We start from the raw sequence: 17,511 nt of genomic DNA, 5'->3' as shown, positions 1-17,511 counted from the left end.
TTTGATGCTTCGACTTTGCTCAGCACAAGTTTTTATTCCGTTCGTAAGCTTTTTACTGGGTTTATAAGGGCAGCCCTGATAGATTGGAAACTGACCGTCAACAGGGCTATTCCCAAAGCGATAATTGCGGATACAACAAAAACCCACCATTGAATGTGTATGCGATAAGCAAAACCTTCCAACCAAGTTTCCATAAGCCAATAGGCCAAGGGGAAACCAAACAATAATGCAATGAATACCAATTTGGCAAAATCCTTGGACAACATTTGCGCTACGGTGGCAACCGAAGCTCCTAAAACCTTCCGTATTCCAATTTCCTTTCTACGCTGTTCTGCAGTATAGGCTGCCAAACCGAACAGGCCTAGGGCCGCGACAAAAATGGCAAGTATACAGAATACGATACTTAGCTGCCCAGCCCTTTTCTCACGGGCGTAAAATTTTTCCAGATTCTGGTCCAAAAATGTATAGTCGAAATCTAAATTGGGAGCTACTTTGTTGAAAGCCGCTTTTAAACCCGACAAGGTATTTGAAATATTGCCCGTTTTAAACCGTACCAACATGTAGGATTTACCTTCGCTAGTGTTGTTATGAAAAGCATAGGCACCAATAGGTTGGCGCAACGATTCATAGTTAAAATCGTCCACTACGCCTACAATAATATTGGGCACCCCAATATATACCTCCTTACCAATGGCTTCGTCAGGGGTAAAACCTAAATAATCAACCGCTTTTTTATTTAGTACAACTTCTACTAATGTATCGCCTTCACTTTTATGCGCTGGAAGTCCTTGCCCTGCCAAAAGTTTGAGATTTAAGACATCGATTATTTCAGAATCCGTCACATTGGTCTGGATATTCAATCCATGTTCTTCCGATTCATTTTTCCTTAAGGAACGTCCACTTACATCAATACTAGGATATCCTTGGGCCATGGCTACCGAGGTAACATCAGTCAAACTTTTTAATTCTTGGAGCATAGCACTTCGATTTTCCATTCCTCGTAACCCCCTTACAGATATAGCCATTACGTTTTCCGGAGCAAAGCCTAAATTCTTGTTTTGAATAAATTGAGTTTGTTGATAAATGATCAATACGCCCACAATCAAAGATGCTGAAGCGGCAAACTGGAGCACCACCAACCCTTTTCTTACCACCAAGTTTCCTTTATCCTGTTTCAAGGAAGGGGATAAGATTTGTTTTGGCAAGAATCGGGAAAGATATAGTGCTGGGTATATTCCCGATAAAAAAGTAGTTATTGCCCAAATCATCAACAGCACTGCTAAAAATTCACCAGTAAGCAAAAGGTCAATGTTTATTTCCTGATCAGTCAAAGCATTAAAGGCAGGTAACACCATAATTGCCAAAAAGAAACCCAACACCATTGAAATAGCCGTAATTAATCCGGTTTCCATATAGAACCTACCTATCAAAGACTGAGAGGTTGCCCCAAGGGTTTTGCTAATGCCTACCTCTTTTGATCGTTTCTGAGATCGTGCCGTGGTAAGGTTCATATAGTTCATGCAGGCAATCAGCAGTATAAGTACAGCCAAATAACCAAGATTTCTCACTTCATTGATATCCCCAACACGGGAGGTATAGGTATTGCCAAAAGAAGCAGAATACAAGTGTACTTTGCTCAAGGGCTGCAAGGAAAGGGAATACCATTGGTCCTCTTGTGATACGTTGGCGTCCAACATGTGGTTCATTTGAATTAAAGTGGATTCAAAAGAAACATTGTTCTTTAAAAGACAGTAGGTTTCAAAACTGGAATTACTCCAAGATCTATTCTCATAAAACCAATAACCGTTACTAGAGGCCATTACATCGGCATCCAAGGTGCTGTTTTCAGGAAAATCCTGATACACTCCTGTTACCTCTAGCTTTAGGCTGTCATCAACGAGTAGTACCTGGCCAACAGGGTCGTCGTTTCCAAAATACATGTTTGCGGTCGTTTCAGAAATAATTACCGTATTTGGCCGATCCAAGGCATTTTCCTTATCTCCTTTTAATATGGAAATATCAAATATGGACAACAACTCCTTATCCACCCAATAGAACCGATCTTCCGTAAAGTTCTGGTTGTTAACACGAAGTGATGCTGTACCACCAAAATCATGTTTCAGCATTCTGGCCGCTTTTTCCACATTGGTTACTTCTTTTTGCAAACTACTTGCTACAACGGGAGGTGCAGTGGCCCAAGTTTCATAACCAAAATCACCATCCGTTTCTACCAAAACCCTATGAATTCTGTCCTTTTTAGAGAACATAGTATCAAAACTCTGTTCATGTGAAATGAACAAAAACAGCAGAATAACAATCGCCAAACCTATGGAAAGACCAATAATATTAATCAAGGAAAACAATCTGTTTGCCTTGATATTTCTCCAGGCTATTTTTATGTAGTTATTAAACATGGCCTAATTCATTCTTTGAATGGTGGCCTCGCCAATAACCAATCCCTTTTTAACTTCGGGCGAACCTTCATAGGCAATGGTAGCTTCGCCAAAGGCCGTAACTTTTAGCTTGTCCTTTACCGAAAGTCGATAACTTCCCTCTCCATAGGCCGTTATTTTCGCATCATTGCAATCAACATTCAAGGTGTTTACCTTGGTTTCTCCATAAGCGGTAATTTTTTGGCTGTCAACCCTGCCTTCTTTAAGTTCTAGAAAACTTTCTCCGTAAATGGTCGTGGACAAGTCACCCAACTGTACCTCGTTAAAATAGACCTGGGATTCGCCAAAGATTTTAAGGGTAAATTCATTTTGGTCGATTGTACTTTTACAAATGAATTTTTCCTCTCCCCGCAAAGACAATTCTTCCAGGTTTTTATAAGTAACCGTTGCCTTGACCACTGTGCCGTTATAAATGGGTACTTTGTAATCATAATTATCTCCCTCTATGTCTTTACTTTCCGTATAGGTCTTAGCGCCATCTAGGTACATTCGAAGGGTTTTACCAACTACTTCAATATTCAGTTTTGAAAGCGGTTGGGTGCTAGCATGTACTTCTACCTTTTCAGTGGTACCTTCAACAAAGTTCACTTCAATATGTGGGCTTACAATCACCTTCTCAAAGGGATCCACTGCTATTTCCTTCTGGGCTAAAATCGATGAAGTTGCAAACAAAGCCGTGACTGCAATGACGATCCTTCTCAGGGTAAGAACCTTATTTTTGAAAATTTTCATGACCGTTCGTTTTTTGATTGTTTTTTGATTGTTTTTTGATTGACCCTTTACTTCGACTTGGCTCGGCACAAGCTTGCTCAGGGCTAGTGAATAAACTCCTTTTTACATCATTGCCCCAATTGCTCGGTTTTGACTTTCTGTAACTATCTGTCCGTCAAACAGGTTAACCACCCTGTGGGCATAATGGGAATCCCTGTCCGAGTGGGTAACCATAACTATGGTCGTTCCTTCTTGGTTCAGCTCCGTTAACAAATTCATGACCTCGATACCATTTTTGGAATCTAGGTTACCGGTGGGCTCATCCGCAAGGATCAGTTTTGGGTTTGTTACTACGGCCCTTGATATGGCTACACGTTGTTGTTGTCCACCGGATAATTGCTGTGGAAAGTGTTTTTCCCGATGTGCAATTTTCATGCGTTCCAGCACCTTCATTACTTTCTCCTTTCGCTCACTTTTCCCCATTTTTAAATAGATCAACGGAAGCTCCACATTTTCGTATACCGTTAGTTCATCGATAAGGTTAAAGCTTTGGAATACAAAACCAAGATTGCCCTTTCGCAATTGTGTACGCTGGCTTTCCTTGAGTCCCCCCACTTCATGACCGGCAAAGTTGTAACTGCCATCGGTTGGATTGTCCAACATACCAATAATGTTCAATAGGGTAGATTTTCCACAACCAGAGGGTCCCATAATGGCCACGAATTCACCATCTTCCACTTTTAGGTTTACGTTATTTAGCGCCAAGGTTTCCACTTCCTCGGTCCGAAAGCTCTTTTTTAAATTTTTGATTGTTATCATCTCTACTTTTGATTAAATTGTTCGTTATAAAGACATCTCGACTGCGCTCGATGTGACACTTTCTTATTGTTTTTCTTTGTAACCGTAGACTACAAGTCCCCTCTCCTTTGATTAGTCGCTTATTTTAATACGATTCTTTCCGCCTCCCCAAAGCTATCGTAGTTACTTGTAATCACTTTTTCACCCGCGTCCAATCCTTCCAGCACCTCATAGTACCTTGAATTTTGTTTCCCTATCCGTATAGGTCTTTTTAAGGCTTCTTCACCATCCTTACCTACCACAAATATCCACTGCCCCCCCGTACTTTGGAAAAAACTTCCTTTGGGCACCAATAAGGCATCGCTGGATTCCCCCAATTGCAACCGTATGTTATAGCTCTGACCGGTACGAATCGTTTCGGGTTTATCACCCGTAAAGACCAAATCCACACGGAATCTTCCATTCCGAACCTCAGGGTATACTTTTCTTACCTTTAAAGGAAATTCCGTTCCATTCCGTTCAAGAACGGCGTTCAAATCCCTTTTCACCCGGTCGATATAATGCTCATCAATATCGGCTTCGATTTTATAATCGGTCAAAACATTGATCTGTCCAATACGTTGCCCTTGCGATATATTTTGTCCAATTTCGGCATCCAAAAAGCCTAGTTGACCATCGGCAGGGGCGCGCACATTTAAATGGTCCAATCGCTGGTATACCATCCCCAATGTCTTCTGCATTCGGGCCAAATCCTTGTCCAGACCTGTTAAGGATGTTTCACGCAACTCATCATCGTTCTCTGTCTGTAGTTTGATGATCTCATATTGCTTCTGGGACAGTTCATAGTTTTCCTTTGACGTAAGGTAAGCCTCCTTGGAAATTAGTTCATCCTCAAATAGGGCCTTGTTCTGCTCATAGTTTCTCTTTAAACGTTGAAGGTCTGTGCTCGCCGTGGCCAAGGAACGCCTTCCCTCTACCTGACGGGAATCAAAGGTCAATTTTGTGGAACGAAGATCATTTTGTTTCAAGGCCAAATTACTTTCGCTGGCCAAAATCTGCTCGTACAGGTTCATGTTTTCGAGTTTTAGGATAATGTCCCCTTTTTTTACCATCGCACCTTCCTCGATCAATTTTTCTGTAACCCTTCCACCTTCATACGCATCCATGTAAATGGTGGTGATCGGCGCTACATTCCCGTTTATAGTGATGTAATCGTCAAACTTGCCTTGGGAAACTTCCGCAATGGACAATTTATCCTTCTCGGTCCTAAATGTTGAGACCGAAGTAGCAAAAAGCAACTGATACCCCACAAATAACAACAATAATCCCAAAGCTATATACCCATAATGTTTGGGACGCAATCCTTTTTTCTTTTCTAATTTAATATCCATTTTTTTCTGTTGTTCGTTGTTCTTTTCTCGTTTCTAGTCTTTCGTTTTATAAATACCTAACCCCTGTACCCTAACTCCTAATTAATAGCAAACACCGGCAATCCCCTATAAAAATCCAAGGTACTCCTGTTTATTTCTGACCGAAGCCTTACTTGTAAGTTCTCGTTTTGGGCACTAGCAAAAAGATTTTTTGCCGTGAAAAGTTCAATGGCGTTGATCATGCCTTTCTCGTAGCGCTTCTGCGCTATGGTGAAGGACAATCGTTGCGCCTCCATATTTTGTTGGCTTTGCTCCATTTCAACCAGCAAAGAATTATACTCTTGAACCAGCTGCTGTATGGTCTGGAAAAGGACTTGCTCCTGAACTTCCAGATTATTTTCCTGACGCAGTTTTTCTATTTTGGCCTGTTTCACCCTAGACCTTGCAGACCAACCATTGCTTATTGGAACACTAAGACTGATACCGTAAAACCTTGAAGTATTGTCCCTGAACTGCTGACGAAAAGGGAAGGTATTGCCCAGGGAATCCTGAAAGGTTTCAAAGTAACCTGTTCCAATACCCGCGAAAAGGCTCAACGACGGATATAGATTTCCCCGGGCAACGCCCACCTGTTTCTTAGCGGCTTGTGCCCGAAATTCCTGCGCCTTTATCAAAGGCAAAAAATCCCTGGCCTTCTCATATACGGAATCAGATTCCATGGCTCCTGAAACTTGGGCTTCTGCCTCTTGGCCCATATCTGTGATAATTTGAATGTCTGAAGTATTCTTCAGGTTCATTTCCTGGATCAATGTCAACTTCGCCGCAGCCAATTGGTTTTCTGATTGAGTAAGGTTTAGCTCATCGGCCAATAAAAGGGATTGCGCCCCGTACATATCGGCACCGGCCATTAATCCCAACTCGATTTGTTTCTCCACTAGTCGATAATTGGTTCTGGAAACTTCCAATTGCTCTTTTGCGATCGCCACCAGCCCTTCAAAGAAGCGGATGTTGTTGAATGCCTGCATCACCCTAAAGGCCAAAAGATACTTTTGTTGCAATACCTCTTCTTTAGTGGCACTGTACAATAATTTGGACGCCTTAATGGAATTTATTTTTTGAAAACCCCTGAACAAATCGATATTGGACTGCAACGAATAACTATTGGAAAAGAAATCCTGAACCACAAAGGTACCCGTATTGGGGTCTTCCGCCCTACCGGAATTTATGGTATAATCTGAATTGGCGTTCAAAACCGGCAATAGGTTTCGCACCGATTGTCTATAGCTTTCCTTATTGGAAAGATTGTTGTATTCAAAATTGTTCAATTGTAAATTATTTTCCAAGGCATAGGAGATGCATTCATCCAAGGTCCATGGCTTTTGCGCCATTAGAGACGTACTCCATAATAGAAAGATAAACAGTAATAATCTTAGAAAATGTATCATACTTTTTTATGCTATGCCAAAAAACATACTATTTACATGCCACAAATACAAAAAATTGATTTTCAATACATTAAAATTTTGATTTGGTGTAAAACAATAACACACTGTAAAATAGTTGTACAGATATTGTAAAATATTTTGACACTTGCTAATTACCGATCCCCTCAATTTGTAGCTTTATCCGTATCAACCCACAAATTATTCACATTATGGTGGATGCAAAAATATTGGTCATTGATGATAATAAGAGCGTTTTAAGTGCTTTGGAAATACTATTGCAATTCGAGTATAAGAGCGTACAGACCATCTCAAACCCCAATCAAATTACGTCCTTTCCAAGTTTTAATTCTTTGGATATCATTTTATTGGACATGAATTTTTCCGCAGGAGTAAACACGGGAAACGAAGGACTCTACTGGTTACGGGAAATCAAAAAAAAAGCGCCCCATATTTCCGTCATCATGATGACAGCATACGGCGCAATAAACCTTGCCGTAGAAGCTCTAAAGGAAGGTGCTTCCGACTTTATCCTTAAACCCTGGAACAATGAGCGGTTATTGACAACCGTTAAATCGGCATACGAATTAAGAAAAACCAAAAAGGAAGTACTTCAGTTAAAGGAGAAGGAATCCAATCTAAAGCAGGTCATCAACCAAAATTCCAACTACATCATTGGGAATTCCAAGGCCCTAAACCGAATGTTATCCTTAGTACAGAAAGTGGCCAAAACGGATGTAAACGTTTTGGTGACTGGGGAAAACGGAACGGGAAAGGAGTTGATAGCCAGGGAGCTTCATAAACTATCGGCAAGGCAAAACGAAGTATTCATTTCGGTGGATATGGGATCAATTTCTGAAAATTTATTTGAAAGTGAGCTTTTTGGCCATGTAAAGGGCTCTTTTACAGATGCCAAGGATGATAGGGCCGGGAAGTTTGAAGCGGCCAACGGCGGTACTTTGTTCCTGGACGAAATAGGGAATCTTTCCCTACAAATGCAGGCCAAATTGCTTTCTGCCATTCAAAACAGGGTTATAGTAAGGGTGGGATCCAATAAAAACATCCCCATTGATATCCGATTAATTTGTGCCACGAACTGCAATTTGGATCAAATGGTTGCCGATGGACTGTTCCGGGAAGACCTATTGTACCGCATCAATACCATTCGTGTGGAAGTGCCGCCCCTTAGGGAACGTGAAAACGACATTCTTGTTCTAGCCGATTTTTATTTGAACAAATTCATAAACAAATACGGGAAACAAGGATTGCGCATCAACCAACAGGCGCAGGAAAAACTACTGGGCTATGCCTGGCCCGGAAACGTTCGTGAATTGTTGCATACAATGGAAAGAGCCGTTATTTTGAGCGAGGGCAATGTGTTAAAACCCGATGATTTTTTACTGGAATCTAAAAATATCCTTTCCTTGGAAAATGGTCCCAGTACCTTGGAAGAAATGGAGTTGATGATGATTACCAACGCCTTGAACAAACATGAAGGGAATTATAGTGCCGCTGCGGAAGCATTGGGGATTTCTAGACAAACGCTTTATAATAAGCTTAAAAAAACCTCTAAATAATTATGGTAAGCCGCAATATATACCTCCAACTGGTCTTTAGGATTGTTTTGATCGTACTGACCGTTGTGGTTTCGACCTATCTCTTTTTTAAGGGAAACTATGTAGGATGTGGTATTGGTATTTTGATATTGATTGGACAAACATCAGCACTTATCAATTACGTGAATCAGACCAATCGTAAGATTGCCTATTTTTTTGATGCCATAAAGAATGAGGATTTCACCCTACGATTTCCGGAAAAATTAAGCGTAAAATCCTTGGAGGAACTAAACCATAGCCTGAACATGCTGAATAGCATGATACAGGACATCCATTTAAAAAAACAGGCGCAAGAGCAGTACTATCAAGAAATTTTGAGGCAGGCGGATATTGGGATTTTTACCATCAATCCCAAGGGGCATATTCTTTTTGCCAATCCCACCGTTCAGGATTTGCTCAATTACAGGCCCTTGAACCACATAAAGCAACTCAATCAAGTGGACACGGAACTTTACCAACTCTTTCAAAATCTGGCCCCTTTTGAAAATAAAATATTCCAATTGGGAAATGAAAGGGGTAAAAGGGATTTGAGTATAAAATGTACCCCCTTGACCATTGAGGAACAGGAATTGTTGTTGGTCGTTGTGCACGATATCCATAGGGAATTGGACGATAAGGAAACAGATTCCTGGGTGAAGTTGATCCGCGTGCTCACCCATGAAATCATGAATACAATTACCCCAATAACCTCGATATCCGAGTCCATCCTACGATATTTCAAAAAAGGAAGCTTACTTACCGACCCGAGCGAATTCAACAAAGATCAAATCAAGAATACGGCCAAAGGATTGGAAGTTATTAAAGATCAAGGGAACGACCTCATGAGTTTTGTACAATCCTATAGGACCTTTTTAAGCGTACCGGAACCGGATAAGGAATTGATTCCCGCCCATAAACTTTTGGAACGTGTAAAACTGTTGTTGGATGAACAGGATGCGGAAAACAAGATCACGATCGACCTTGAAATCACCCCAAGAGACCTAGCGCTGTTCGTGGACCAAAAGCAAATCTCCCAAGTGTTGTTAAACCTGGGAAAAAATGCCAAGCAGTCCTTGGAGGGGCAAGAAAATGGGGAAGTAAGGTTTATCTGTGGCATCAATGAAATGAATAAAAAATACATTCAAGTACGGGATAATGGCCCCGGCATTCCCCCTGATTTATTGGATGCCATTTTCGTGCCGTTTTTTACCACCAAAAAATCCGGAACGGGCATTGGTTTGAGCCTTTCAAAACAAATCATGCGGTTGCACGGTGGAAGTATCCAAGTACTTACCGGTGAAAACACGGTATTTACCTTGATTTTTGATTAAAGCGTTTCGCCCAATTCCTTCCAAGGATCCCAAAAATGATGCTCCAAATTCTGTATCTGGTTGTCCTTGACCTTTACTCCCTCACTTTCCAACAATTGCTGCATTAGGTTCGTACCCTCAAAATGGTGTTTCCCTGTTAATAGTCCCGCTTTGTTGACCACCCTATGGGCGGGAATATCATCCCTATTGTGGGAGGCGTTCATGGCCCAACCTACCATTCTGGCGCTCCGGGCAGCCCCTAAATATTTGGCAATGGCCCCATAGGAGGTCACCCTTCCATAAGGTATCTGTTTGGCTACTTCATAGACCTTTTCAAAAAAATTACCGCTATCTGCCATATCACTGCCTGTTTAGCACCCTTACCACGGTAATAATCAACAAAATCATCATAAGAAAGGAAAGAATGTAATTGGCATTTTTCTCAAACCGATTCGTTTTGTGCTCCAGTTTGTCAAAGTAAAATACATACAGGTACAGCACCGAAAAGGTGCCCAATCCGGCCGCCAAAACGAAGATTGCTATATCCAAAAACATGAACTTGATCCAACCCGATGCATTCCACATGATGTTCAGTCCGCTGTAGTAAGGAATCGTCAAAAAATTAATCGCAGCCAGGAACATTCCCTTTAGATAACTATTGCGCTTACTGATTTTGATCGCCTTGATCTTTGTTTTTTTGTTTCGTTTGGCAGCTATGAAAAAATAGACGGCCAAAGAGGCGAAGACTACGATGGCCACTTCCAGCAGGGTAGATACCACTTGGGGGTTTCTATCCAAGAATTTAGAGATAAAAACAGCTATGGTTGCCTGTAGCATAATGACCGTAGATACCCCAAGACTAAAAATAACCCCGTTAAGCTTATTTTTCTCCACACTGGTCTTGGCGGCGTTTAAATTTAAAAGACCCGGCGGTACCGTGGCCATGAACGCCGCTGAAAAGGTAGCGAAGAAAAGGATTAGCAAATGTTGCATGGGCTAGTGTATCCTAAACTGAATATAGGTTATGGGTTTCCCTTTCTCAAGATACTGATTTTCGTAGAATGTCTGTATCTCCAAGACATCCTTTGGGCTGCCTTCATTTTTGTAGACGTCGTGATTGGCGTAAATGACATCCATCCCCAAACCATGCAAAAGTCCCAATGTATAGCCGTGCATAAACTCACTATCGGTCTTAAGGTGCATCAATCCTTGGGGCTCCAAAATTCGTTTGTATTTCTCCAAAAAAGCGGCATTGGTCATTCTATGTTTGGTACGTTTGTACTTGATTTGGGGGTCGGGAAAAGTAATCCAGATTTCAGAAACTTCATTTTTTCCGAACAAAAGGTCCACCAGCTCTATCTGGGTTCTTAGAAAGGCTACGTTTGACAGTTCTTCCTCCAAGGCAGTTTTGGCGCCCCTCCAAAATCTGGCGCCCTTGATGTCGATACCTATGAAATTCTTATGCGGGTTCCTTTTGGCCAGACCTATGGTGTACTCGCCCTTTCCGCAACCCAGTTCCAACACAATCGGATGGTCGTTTTTAAAATGTGCCTTCCAATTTCCCTGGTATGCAAAACCATTCGTGACTTCTTTCCGGGTTGGTTGGATTACGTTTGGAAAGGTTTCGTTTTCCTTGAATCTTTTTAGCTTGTTCTTACTGCCCACAATTTGTTCTTTAAAACCACAAAGCTAAGAAAATTGAGAAGGCACTTATTTTTTGGATTTTGTATTTTCTAACTTACTCTTCTCCAGGGTAAAGGAAAACTCGGAGCCCACATCCTCGGAACTCTCCACATAAATTTTTTCACCGTGTGCCTCAATTACGTGCTTTACGATAGATAGACCCAGGCCACTGCCCCCTTCCTTTCTACTACCACTTGGATCGACCCTATAAAAACGTTCGAACAATCTGGGCAAGTGATTGGCAGGGATGCCCTCCCCGTTATCGGTTACCCGTACAATAACCTTGTTCTTGACCAAATTTTCAACACTGACCTCTGTAGTGCCGTTCTCGTTCCCATATTTGATGGAATTCACAAGTAGGTTGGTCAATACTTGTTGGATTTTTTCCTTATCGGCATATACCATTATAGGATTTGGATAGGCCATATCAAAAGTGAGGACAATTTTCTTTTTGTGAGCCTTCATTTCTAGGAGGTCGAACACATTTTGTATGAGCTCGATAATATTGAAATCCTCCTTTTCCAATCGCAAATCGCCCACCTCAAGTTTGGTGATCAAATCCAGGTCACGTACAATATAAATAAGTCGCTCCACTGCCTTATTGGCCCTGGAAATGTATTTTCTTCGGATATTTTTGTCCTCAATGGCCCCGTCCAAAAGTGTTTCCAAATAACCCTGCGCGGTGAACAAAGGAGTCTTTAACTCGTGCGAAACGTTGCCCAAAAAATCCCTTCGATACTCTTCCCTAATCTTTAGCGTATCTATTTCTATCTTCTTGTCCTTGGCAAACTTTTCGATTTCGGCGGTAAGGGTACGCATATCCGTAGTTACCGGGTTGGTAGAGAGCGGAGTGGATTCCAACAATTCCACATCGTCATAAATTTTCTTGATCCGGCGGTAGATGAATCGCTCGATCCTTAATTGAAGGGTGACAAAGGAAAGGGTGAAAATGAGCAAGGAGGCAATGCCCAATAGCAACCCGTCAAACATATTGAAATACCACAAAAGACCCCCAAGAACAAAAAAAGAAATAGCTCCTATGTATAATGCCGACCGAAAGGCAAACCTATAGGATTTTTTAGATCGTACGGCCATTACAGTACAAACTTATACCCCACGCCCTTAACGGTCTTAAAATGATCTTCCCCTATTTTCTCACGTAGCTTACGGATGTGGACATCAATGGTCCTTCCACCAACGACCACCTCATTGCCCCAAACCCGATCCAAGATAACCTCTCGCTTAAATACTTTATTGGGCTTTGAAGTCAATAGGGCCAATAGTTCAAACTCTTTTCGCGGAAGTATGATTTCCTCCCCCTGATTGATGATCTTGTATTCTTCCCTATTGATTACGATGTCCCCCACCTTCGTAATGTCCTCTACAGGCACATCTTCCTTGGATAATCTTCTAAGCAAGGCATTTACCTTGCTAACCAAAACCTTTGGTTTTATGGGTTTCGTAATATAGTCATCGGCTCCCGCATCAAACCCGGCCACCTGTGAATAATCCTCGCCTCTGGCGGTCAAAAAGGTAATTATGGTATTTTCCAATCCCGGCGTCTTCCTCATGATTTCGCATGCCTCTATACCGTCCATCTCGGGCATCATGACATCCAGGATAATCAAATTAGGGAGCTTCTTTTTGGCTTTGCTAACGCCCTCTGCACCGTTTTTGGCCGTAATGATTTCATAGCCTTCAGAAGAGAGATTATAACTTAAGATTTCCAAAATATCCGGTTCGTCATCCACTAAAAGTATGGTAATATCCTTTTTCTTCATTTTATCCTATGGTTTGGTCTTTAATGGTCAGAGGCAACTAAAAGTATTAAAATGCAATGGTTTAGCAGTATCCCCAATCGTTTTTTGGACGTGTTAATTTATCAAAAGTACAGATTATCCCCGTATGACAAAATCGCTTAACGTTGATTTAATATAGTAACGTTTAGGTAACCTTTTTGCAAACCACATTTAACATGACCGTAACCCGACTTTTACAACCCCAAGCGTTCTTTGCGCAAGATTTTAGAGATCAAACGTACAATGAAAAAATTTTTGGTAAGTATATTATTGATTTTTAGCGCAGGAGCCTTTGCGCAGAGCACCGGGTCCATTGTTGGTAAGCTAACGGACAAGGAATATAATGATGAACCGCTTGCTTTTGCCAATGTACTTATTAAGGGTACTACTAAGGGCGCTACTTCAGATTTTGATGGACTTTATGAGATTGACAACCTAGAACCAGGGGTTTATATTGTTGTGTTTAGTTATTTGGGATACGAGACCATAGAAGTTCCACAGGTAAATGTAGTCGCAGGCAAGGTAACAACGGTAAATGTTCCTATGAGCGCATCAGAAGGTATGGCGTTGGAAGAGGTAACCGTAGTAACCACATCAAGAAAGGACTCGGAGGTAGCCCTATTGCTTCAACAAAAAAATGCGGCGATTATGCAAGAAGCCATTAGTGCCGAGGCGTTGACTTTAAAGGGTATTGATGATGCCGCTGCGGCAGTGGCGCAAATTTCAGGTATTTCAAAGCAACAAGGTTCTAGCAACGTATATGTTCGTGGACTTGGAGATCGGTATCAAAATACGACTATGAACGGCTTGTCCCTACCATCCAATGATGTGAATAAAAAGAATATTAATCTAGATTTGTTTGCATCGAGCATTATTGAAAACGTATCTGTAAGTAAGGCATATAATAGCTCTTATTATTCTGATTTTGCGGCAGGTAATGTAAATATTAAACCCAAAGAGTATACAGGCGATGGATATTTTGACATATCCCTTGGAAGTGGACTGAATACAAATGCCTTTGGAGAAGATTTCTTTAAAAGTGAAGGCACCAGTGCATATGGCTTTTATAATAGGTATGATAACAACCCTTTTGCCGTTGTGCTTTCTCATGGTGTTGACCCGGAAAATTCATGGGACCCCATCAATTTGAACGGAGCGGTCGAAGGAGGTTACTCATTTAATTTTGGGGACGAATCAAGACTGAGCTTTTTTGCCTCTGCAGGTTTCGATAGCGGATATCAATTATTAGAAGGCCCGGCCAGGGACTTCACGAATGTATTGAAAATAGATTTTCCCAATGTGGAGGAATATGCGTACAAAACATCCACAACGGCACTATTGAATACTACCTATAAGATTAATAATGACCATAAGGTAAATTATAACAGTCTTTTCATCAATAGTGCCACTGATGCCGTTGGATTCTATGGTGTGAACGGACAAGGGAAAAATAGGGACGCCATATTGGATACAGATCAAGGTTTCTATGTAATGAACGTTCAGTTCAATCAAGATATGATATTCGTAAATCAATTAACTGGCCAGCATATTTTCGACGAAAAATTTAGTCTTGACTGGGGAACTGGTTACAACAAAGTATTTTCCTATGAGCCTGATAGAAAAAGGATAACCTTGGAAAATTATCAATTGGCTCTAGATGGGGATGCCTCCACAAACCCTGTTTTCTATACAAATATTCCTTTTGACAACCAACGGTTTTTCCAAGATATAAAGGACGATGAATTAAACAGCTACATTAATTTGACTTATAAAACATCTGAAAATCTAACTTGGAACTTTGGATATAACGGTAGGACAAAAGAAAGAAGGTTCAGTAGTATTAGGTACGGCTATGATATCCAAGACAGGGATGGTAACCCAATTACAGATGTGAACAATTTCAACAGCATATTTAATGTAGACAATATAAATATTCCAAATGGGACCGGCATATACAATCTATTGGTCCTTAATCCAATCAATAATGATATTGGAAATGTGAACAGACCTGGATTGCCAGAGAACACATATCAAGGAAATCTGGATATCCACGCTGGTTTCATTACCGCAACCATCAAGGCCGGTGAAAAATGGACATTCATACCCGGTTTTAGGGCTGAATCCTTTAGTCAAAGAGTACAATATGATGTAATCAACATTAGACCTGATGATCCTGGAGTGAGAATAGTATACGAGAATTTATTCCTCCCTAGTTTAAATCTTAAGTATTCATTGAACGATGATTCCAATTTGAGGTTTGCATTTAGCAAAACGGCTTCTTTCCCTGAGTTTAAGGAAGCAGCACCTTTTGTTTACGAATCGGTTACACAGCGTGTAGGCGGTAATCCTGACCTTTTAGGAGGACTGGATGGAACGGGTGCAATCTATTCAAACGTATATAATTTTGATTTAAAATATGAGTGGTTCCGCGAGCGCGGAGAAATATTCTCCTTGGCGGCATTTGCAAAGACTATAAATGACCCCGTGAACAGGGTCGTTGCAGCGGATGCAACTGGAACGCAACGTTACTTTAGAACAGGTGATAGGGCAGATGTTTACGGTGTAGAACTTGAGCTTAGAAAAAATCTTATCATGGATGAAGACGAGAATGCCATAGTTTCACTAGGTTTAAATACGGCCTACACAAAAACAAAACAAGACCTAAAAGATATTCCTGCCGGAGATTTGAACACCTTTGGAACATCATTTGACAGGGATTCTGATGAATTGGAAGGAGCTTCTCCTTTTATCATCAATACGGATATAAATTACAGCCCAACATTTGGTAGCTATAAACCCAAAGCAACTCTTGCCTATTCCTATTTTTCCGATAGAATTTTCTCTTTAGGTGCTGGCAGTTTGGGGAATATCGTGGAAAAGGCGGTTCCAACACTCAATTTTATCTGGAAGAACTCATTTGGCGACAATTTTGAGGCTAATCTATCCGCAAAAAATTTATTGAATCCAGATATCAGCTTGGTAAGGGAAGGTACTGAACTAGGTGACATTGTGATCAGAGAATTCAACCTTGGATTGAACATTGGACTAACACTCAAGTATAAATTTTAATATTTAATAGATTCTTAAAAATGAAAAACAACTTATTACTCTTATGTATAGCTGCTGGCCTATTTTGGTCATGCGAAAGCGATGACACCGCTGAAATCATTATTAATGACAATAGCGTCGTCAACAATACGACAAACAATACGACCGGAGGTGGTGAAACCCCCGAGGTAACTAGTGTAAACTTAAGTGGGGTATTTACAGAGAATATCACTTTAGACCCATCAATTGAATACATCGTTACCGGTCCCGTTTTGATTGCCAATGGTGCAACTCTAACCATACCCGCGGGCATGACCATTAAAGCGCAACCAGTTGGGGTCAATGCCTACATCGCCATTCAACAAGGCGGTAGAATTATAGCCGACGGCTCCGCCAGTGAACCTATTGTATTTACATCGAACGCTGCTTCACCTGCATCTGGTGATTGGGGAGGAATTGTTCTTTGTGGAAGAGCGCCCATTAACTCTACTCCTGATGGTTCAGATGATACCGCAACTTCAGAGGTAGGTAGTCTTTCCTATGGTGGCAACAACCCAACCGATAATAGTGGAATCTTAGAGTACGTGCGTATTGAATATGCTGGTGGTGCCATTGATGGAAATGCGGAATTGAACGGACTTTCCGTTTACGGTGTAGGTAGTGCTACCACTATTGATTATGTTCAGGTATATGAAGGATCCGATGACGGATTCGAGTTTTTTGGAGGTACTGTGAGCGCAAGCCACTTGGTGGTAGTTAACTCTGAGGACGATTCAATTGACTGGACAGAAGGCTTCGTTGGAACATTGACCGACGTATATGTCCAACACGGTACTGCTCATGATAAGGCTTTTGAATGTGACGGTTTCAATACTGATTTTAGTAACGAAGGTGGCTATTTCTCAAAACCAACAGTAACCAATGTAACAATCGTTGGCGCTAACGATGCCAGTGAGGCCATTCGGTTAAGAGCAGGTACACAAGGAATTTTTACCAACATGGTATTCAATGACTTTGATGAAGCTTTCGATCTTGACGATGCTGATACCGGAGCTGGAGTTCTAAGTGGCGATTTAAACGTTACAGATGTTACGTTCAACAATGTAACCACTAAATTGAAAAATGATACAGGTGCCGCGTTTACGGAAGCTGAATTTATTTTTGGGGATGGCAACGGAACGGGTACTGACATTGCTACTTGGGGTGCGGGTTGGACCGTAGGAATCAATTAAAAACATATCCAAAGTTTACGAATAAGGCCCGTCCCGATACCATTCTCGGACGGGCCTTTTGCATTTCATC

General features: G+C 41.3%; 14 protein-coding genes. 4 read left to right on the top strand and 10 right to left on the bottom strand.

Features of this window, described 5'->3' with window-relative positions; translation table 11 throughout:
* Positions 1-32 precede the first annotated feature (32 nt).
* The 5 genes from DZC72_RS07430 to DZC72_RS07410 all read right to left on the bottom strand — a co-directional run bounded on the left by DZC72_RS07430 (position 33) and on the right by DZC72_RS07410 (position 6,777).
* Positions 33-2,414, bottom strand: a complete 2,382-nt coding sequence (locus DZC72_RS07430; RefSeq protein ID WP_125222207.1) for an ABC transporter permease — start codon at positions 2,412-2,414, stop codon at positions 33-35.
* Between the two features lie 3 nt (positions 2,415-2,417).
* Positions 2,418-3,185, bottom strand: coding sequence for a head GIN domain-containing protein (locus DZC72_RS07425; protein WP_125222206.1), 768 nt, complete (start codon positions 3,183-3,185; stop codon positions 2,418-2,420).
* A gap of 102 nt (positions 3,186-3,287) precedes the next feature.
* The gene (locus DZC72_RS07420; protein ID WP_125222205.1) at positions 3,288-3,983 is read right to left on the bottom strand and encodes an ABC transporter ATP-binding protein; all 696 of its coding nucleotides are present in this window, start codon (positions 3,981-3,983) and stop codon (positions 3,288-3,290) included.
* A gap of 119 nt (positions 3,984-4,102) precedes the next feature.
* Positions 4,103-5,353, bottom strand: a complete 1,251-nt coding sequence (locus DZC72_RS07415) for an efflux RND transporter periplasmic adaptor subunit (RefSeq protein ID WP_125222204.1) — start codon at positions 5,351-5,353, stop codon at positions 4,103-4,105.
* Between the two features lie 77 nt (positions 5,354-5,430).
* The gene (locus DZC72_RS07410; protein WP_125222203.1) at positions 5,431-6,777 is read right to left on the bottom strand and encodes a TolC family protein; all 1,347 of its coding nucleotides are present in this window, start codon (positions 6,775-6,777) and stop codon (positions 5,431-5,433) included.
* 209 nt (positions 6,778-6,986) lie between these two features.
* On the opposite strand from DZC72_RS07410, the gene DZC72_RS07405 reads away from it, so the two are divergent.
* Positions 6,987-8,351: a sigma-54-dependent transcriptional regulator gene (locus DZC72_RS07405; protein WP_125222202.1), complete on the top strand. Its 1,365-nt coding sequence runs from the start codon at positions 6,987-6,989 to the stop codon at positions 8,349-8,351.
* Between the two features lie 2 nt (positions 8,352-8,353).
* Positions 8,354-9,700, top strand: a complete 1,347-nt coding sequence (locus tag DZC72_RS07400) for a sensor histidine kinase (RefSeq protein ID WP_125222201.1) — start codon at positions 8,354-8,356, stop codon at positions 9,698-9,700.
* Here the strand turns inward: DZC72_RS07400 and DZC72_RS07395 are convergent.
* Genes DZC72_RS07395 through DZC72_RS07375 form a run of 5 tightly spaced genes read right to left on the bottom strand, consistent with a single transcriptional unit; the run spans position 9,697 to position 13,143 of the window.
* On the bottom strand, positions 9,697-10,038 hold the full coding sequence (locus tag DZC72_RS07395) for an MGMT family protein (protein WP_125222200.1): 342 nt from the start codon (positions 10,036-10,038) through the stop codon (positions 9,697-9,699). The two genes, DZC72_RS07400 and DZC72_RS07395, sit on opposite strands and share 4 nt — an antisense overlap.
* A 1-nt stretch (position 10,039) precedes the next feature.
* A complete protein-coding gene (locus DZC72_RS07390) occupies positions 10,040-10,672 on the bottom strand; it encodes a LysE family transporter (RefSeq protein ID WP_125222199.1) in 633 nt (210 codons plus the stop codon).
* Positions 10,673-10,675: 3 nt separating this feature from the next.
* A complete protein-coding gene (gene trmB / locus DZC72_RS07385) occupies positions 10,676-11,344 on the bottom strand; it encodes a tRNA (guanosine(46)-N7)-methyltransferase TrmB (RefSeq protein ID WP_125222198.1) in 669 nt (222 codons plus the stop codon).
* Positions 11,345-11,389: 45 nt separating this feature from the next.
* The gene (locus DZC72_RS07380) at positions 11,390-12,457 is read right to left on the bottom strand and encodes a sensor histidine kinase (RefSeq protein ID WP_125222197.1); all 1,068 of its coding nucleotides are present in this window, start codon (positions 12,455-12,457) and stop codon (positions 11,390-11,392) included.
* Positions 12,457-13,143, bottom strand: coding sequence for a response regulator transcription factor (locus DZC72_RS07375; protein ID WP_125222196.1), 687 nt, complete (start codon positions 13,141-13,143; stop codon positions 12,457-12,459). Before DZC72_RS07375 ends, DZC72_RS07380 begins: the two co-directional genes overlap by 1 nt.
* 261 nt (positions 13,144-13,404) lie before the next feature.
* Here DZC72_RS07375 and DZC72_RS07370 point away from each other — a divergent pair, with 261 nt between their 5' ends.
* Together DZC72_RS07370 and DZC72_RS07365 are read left to right on the top strand one after the other, a co-directional pair.
* Positions 13,405-16,230: a TonB-dependent receptor gene (locus DZC72_RS07370; protein ID WP_125222195.1), complete on the top strand. Its 2,826-nt coding sequence runs from the start codon at positions 13,405-13,407 to the stop codon at positions 16,228-16,230.
* Between the two features lie 20 nt (positions 16,231-16,250).
* On the top strand, positions 16,251-17,441 hold the full coding sequence (locus tag DZC72_RS07365) for a multidrug transporter (RefSeq protein WP_125222194.1): 1,191 nt from the start codon (positions 16,251-16,253) through the stop codon (positions 17,439-17,441).
* Positions 17,442-17,511 lie beyond the last annotated feature (70 nt).

The organism is Maribacter algicola (assembly GCF_003933245.1).
Taxonomy (GTDB): domain Bacteria; phylum Bacteroidota; class Bacteroidia; order Flavobacteriales; family Flavobacteriaceae; genus Maribacter; species Maribacter algicola.
The sequence above is the reverse complement of the archived record's forward strand: the minus strand, read 5'-3'. Positions and strand labels throughout refer to the sequence as shown.

Coding starts and splice junctions, on each gene's coding strand:
- DZC72_RS07430 (WP_125222207.1), bottom strand. CDS start 2,414: ATGTTTAATAACTACATAAAAATAGCCTGGAGAAATATCAAGGCAAAC.
- DZC72_RS07425 (WP_125222206.1), bottom strand. CDS start 3,185: ATGAAAATTTTCAAAAATAAGGTTCTTACCCTGAGAAGGATCGTCATT.
- DZC72_RS07420 (WP_125222205.1), bottom strand. CDS start 3,983: ATGATAACAATCAAAAATTTAAAAAAGAGCTTTCGGACCGAGGAAGTG.
- DZC72_RS07415 (WP_125222204.1), bottom strand. CDS start 5,353: ATGGATATTAAATTAGAAAAGAAAAAAGGATTGCGTCCCAAACATTAT.
- DZC72_RS07410 (WP_125222203.1), bottom strand. CDS start 6,777: ATGATACATTTTCTAAGATTATTACTGTTTATCTTTCTATTATGGAGT.
- DZC72_RS07405 (WP_125222202.1), top strand. CDS start 6,987: ATGGTGGATGCAAAAATATTGGTCATTGATGATAATAAGAGCGTTTTA.
- DZC72_RS07400 (WP_125222201.1), top strand. CDS start 8,354: ATGGTAAGCCGCAATATATACCTCCAACTGGTCTTTAGGATTGTTTTG.
- DZC72_RS07395 (WP_125222200.1), bottom strand. CDS start 10,038: ATGGCAGATAGCGGTAATTTTTTTGAAAAGGTCTATGAAGTAGCCAAA.
- DZC72_RS07390 (WP_125222199.1), bottom strand. CDS start 10,672: ATGCAACATTTGCTAATCCTTTTCTTCGCTACCTTTTCAGCGGCGTTC.
- DZC72_RS07380 (WP_125222197.1), bottom strand. CDS start 12,457: ATGGCCGTACGATCTAAAAAATCCTATAGGTTTGCCTTTCGGTCGGCA.
- DZC72_RS07375 (WP_125222196.1), bottom strand. CDS start 13,143: ATGAAGAAAAAGGATATTACCATACTTTTAGTGGATGACGAACCGGAT.
- DZC72_RS07370 (WP_125222195.1), top strand. CDS start 13,405: ATGAAAAAATTTTTGGTAAGTATATTATTGATTTTTAGCGCAGGAGCC.
- DZC72_RS07365 (WP_125222194.1), top strand. CDS start 16,251: ATGAAAAACAACTTATTACTCTTATGTATAGCTGCTGGCCTATTTTGG.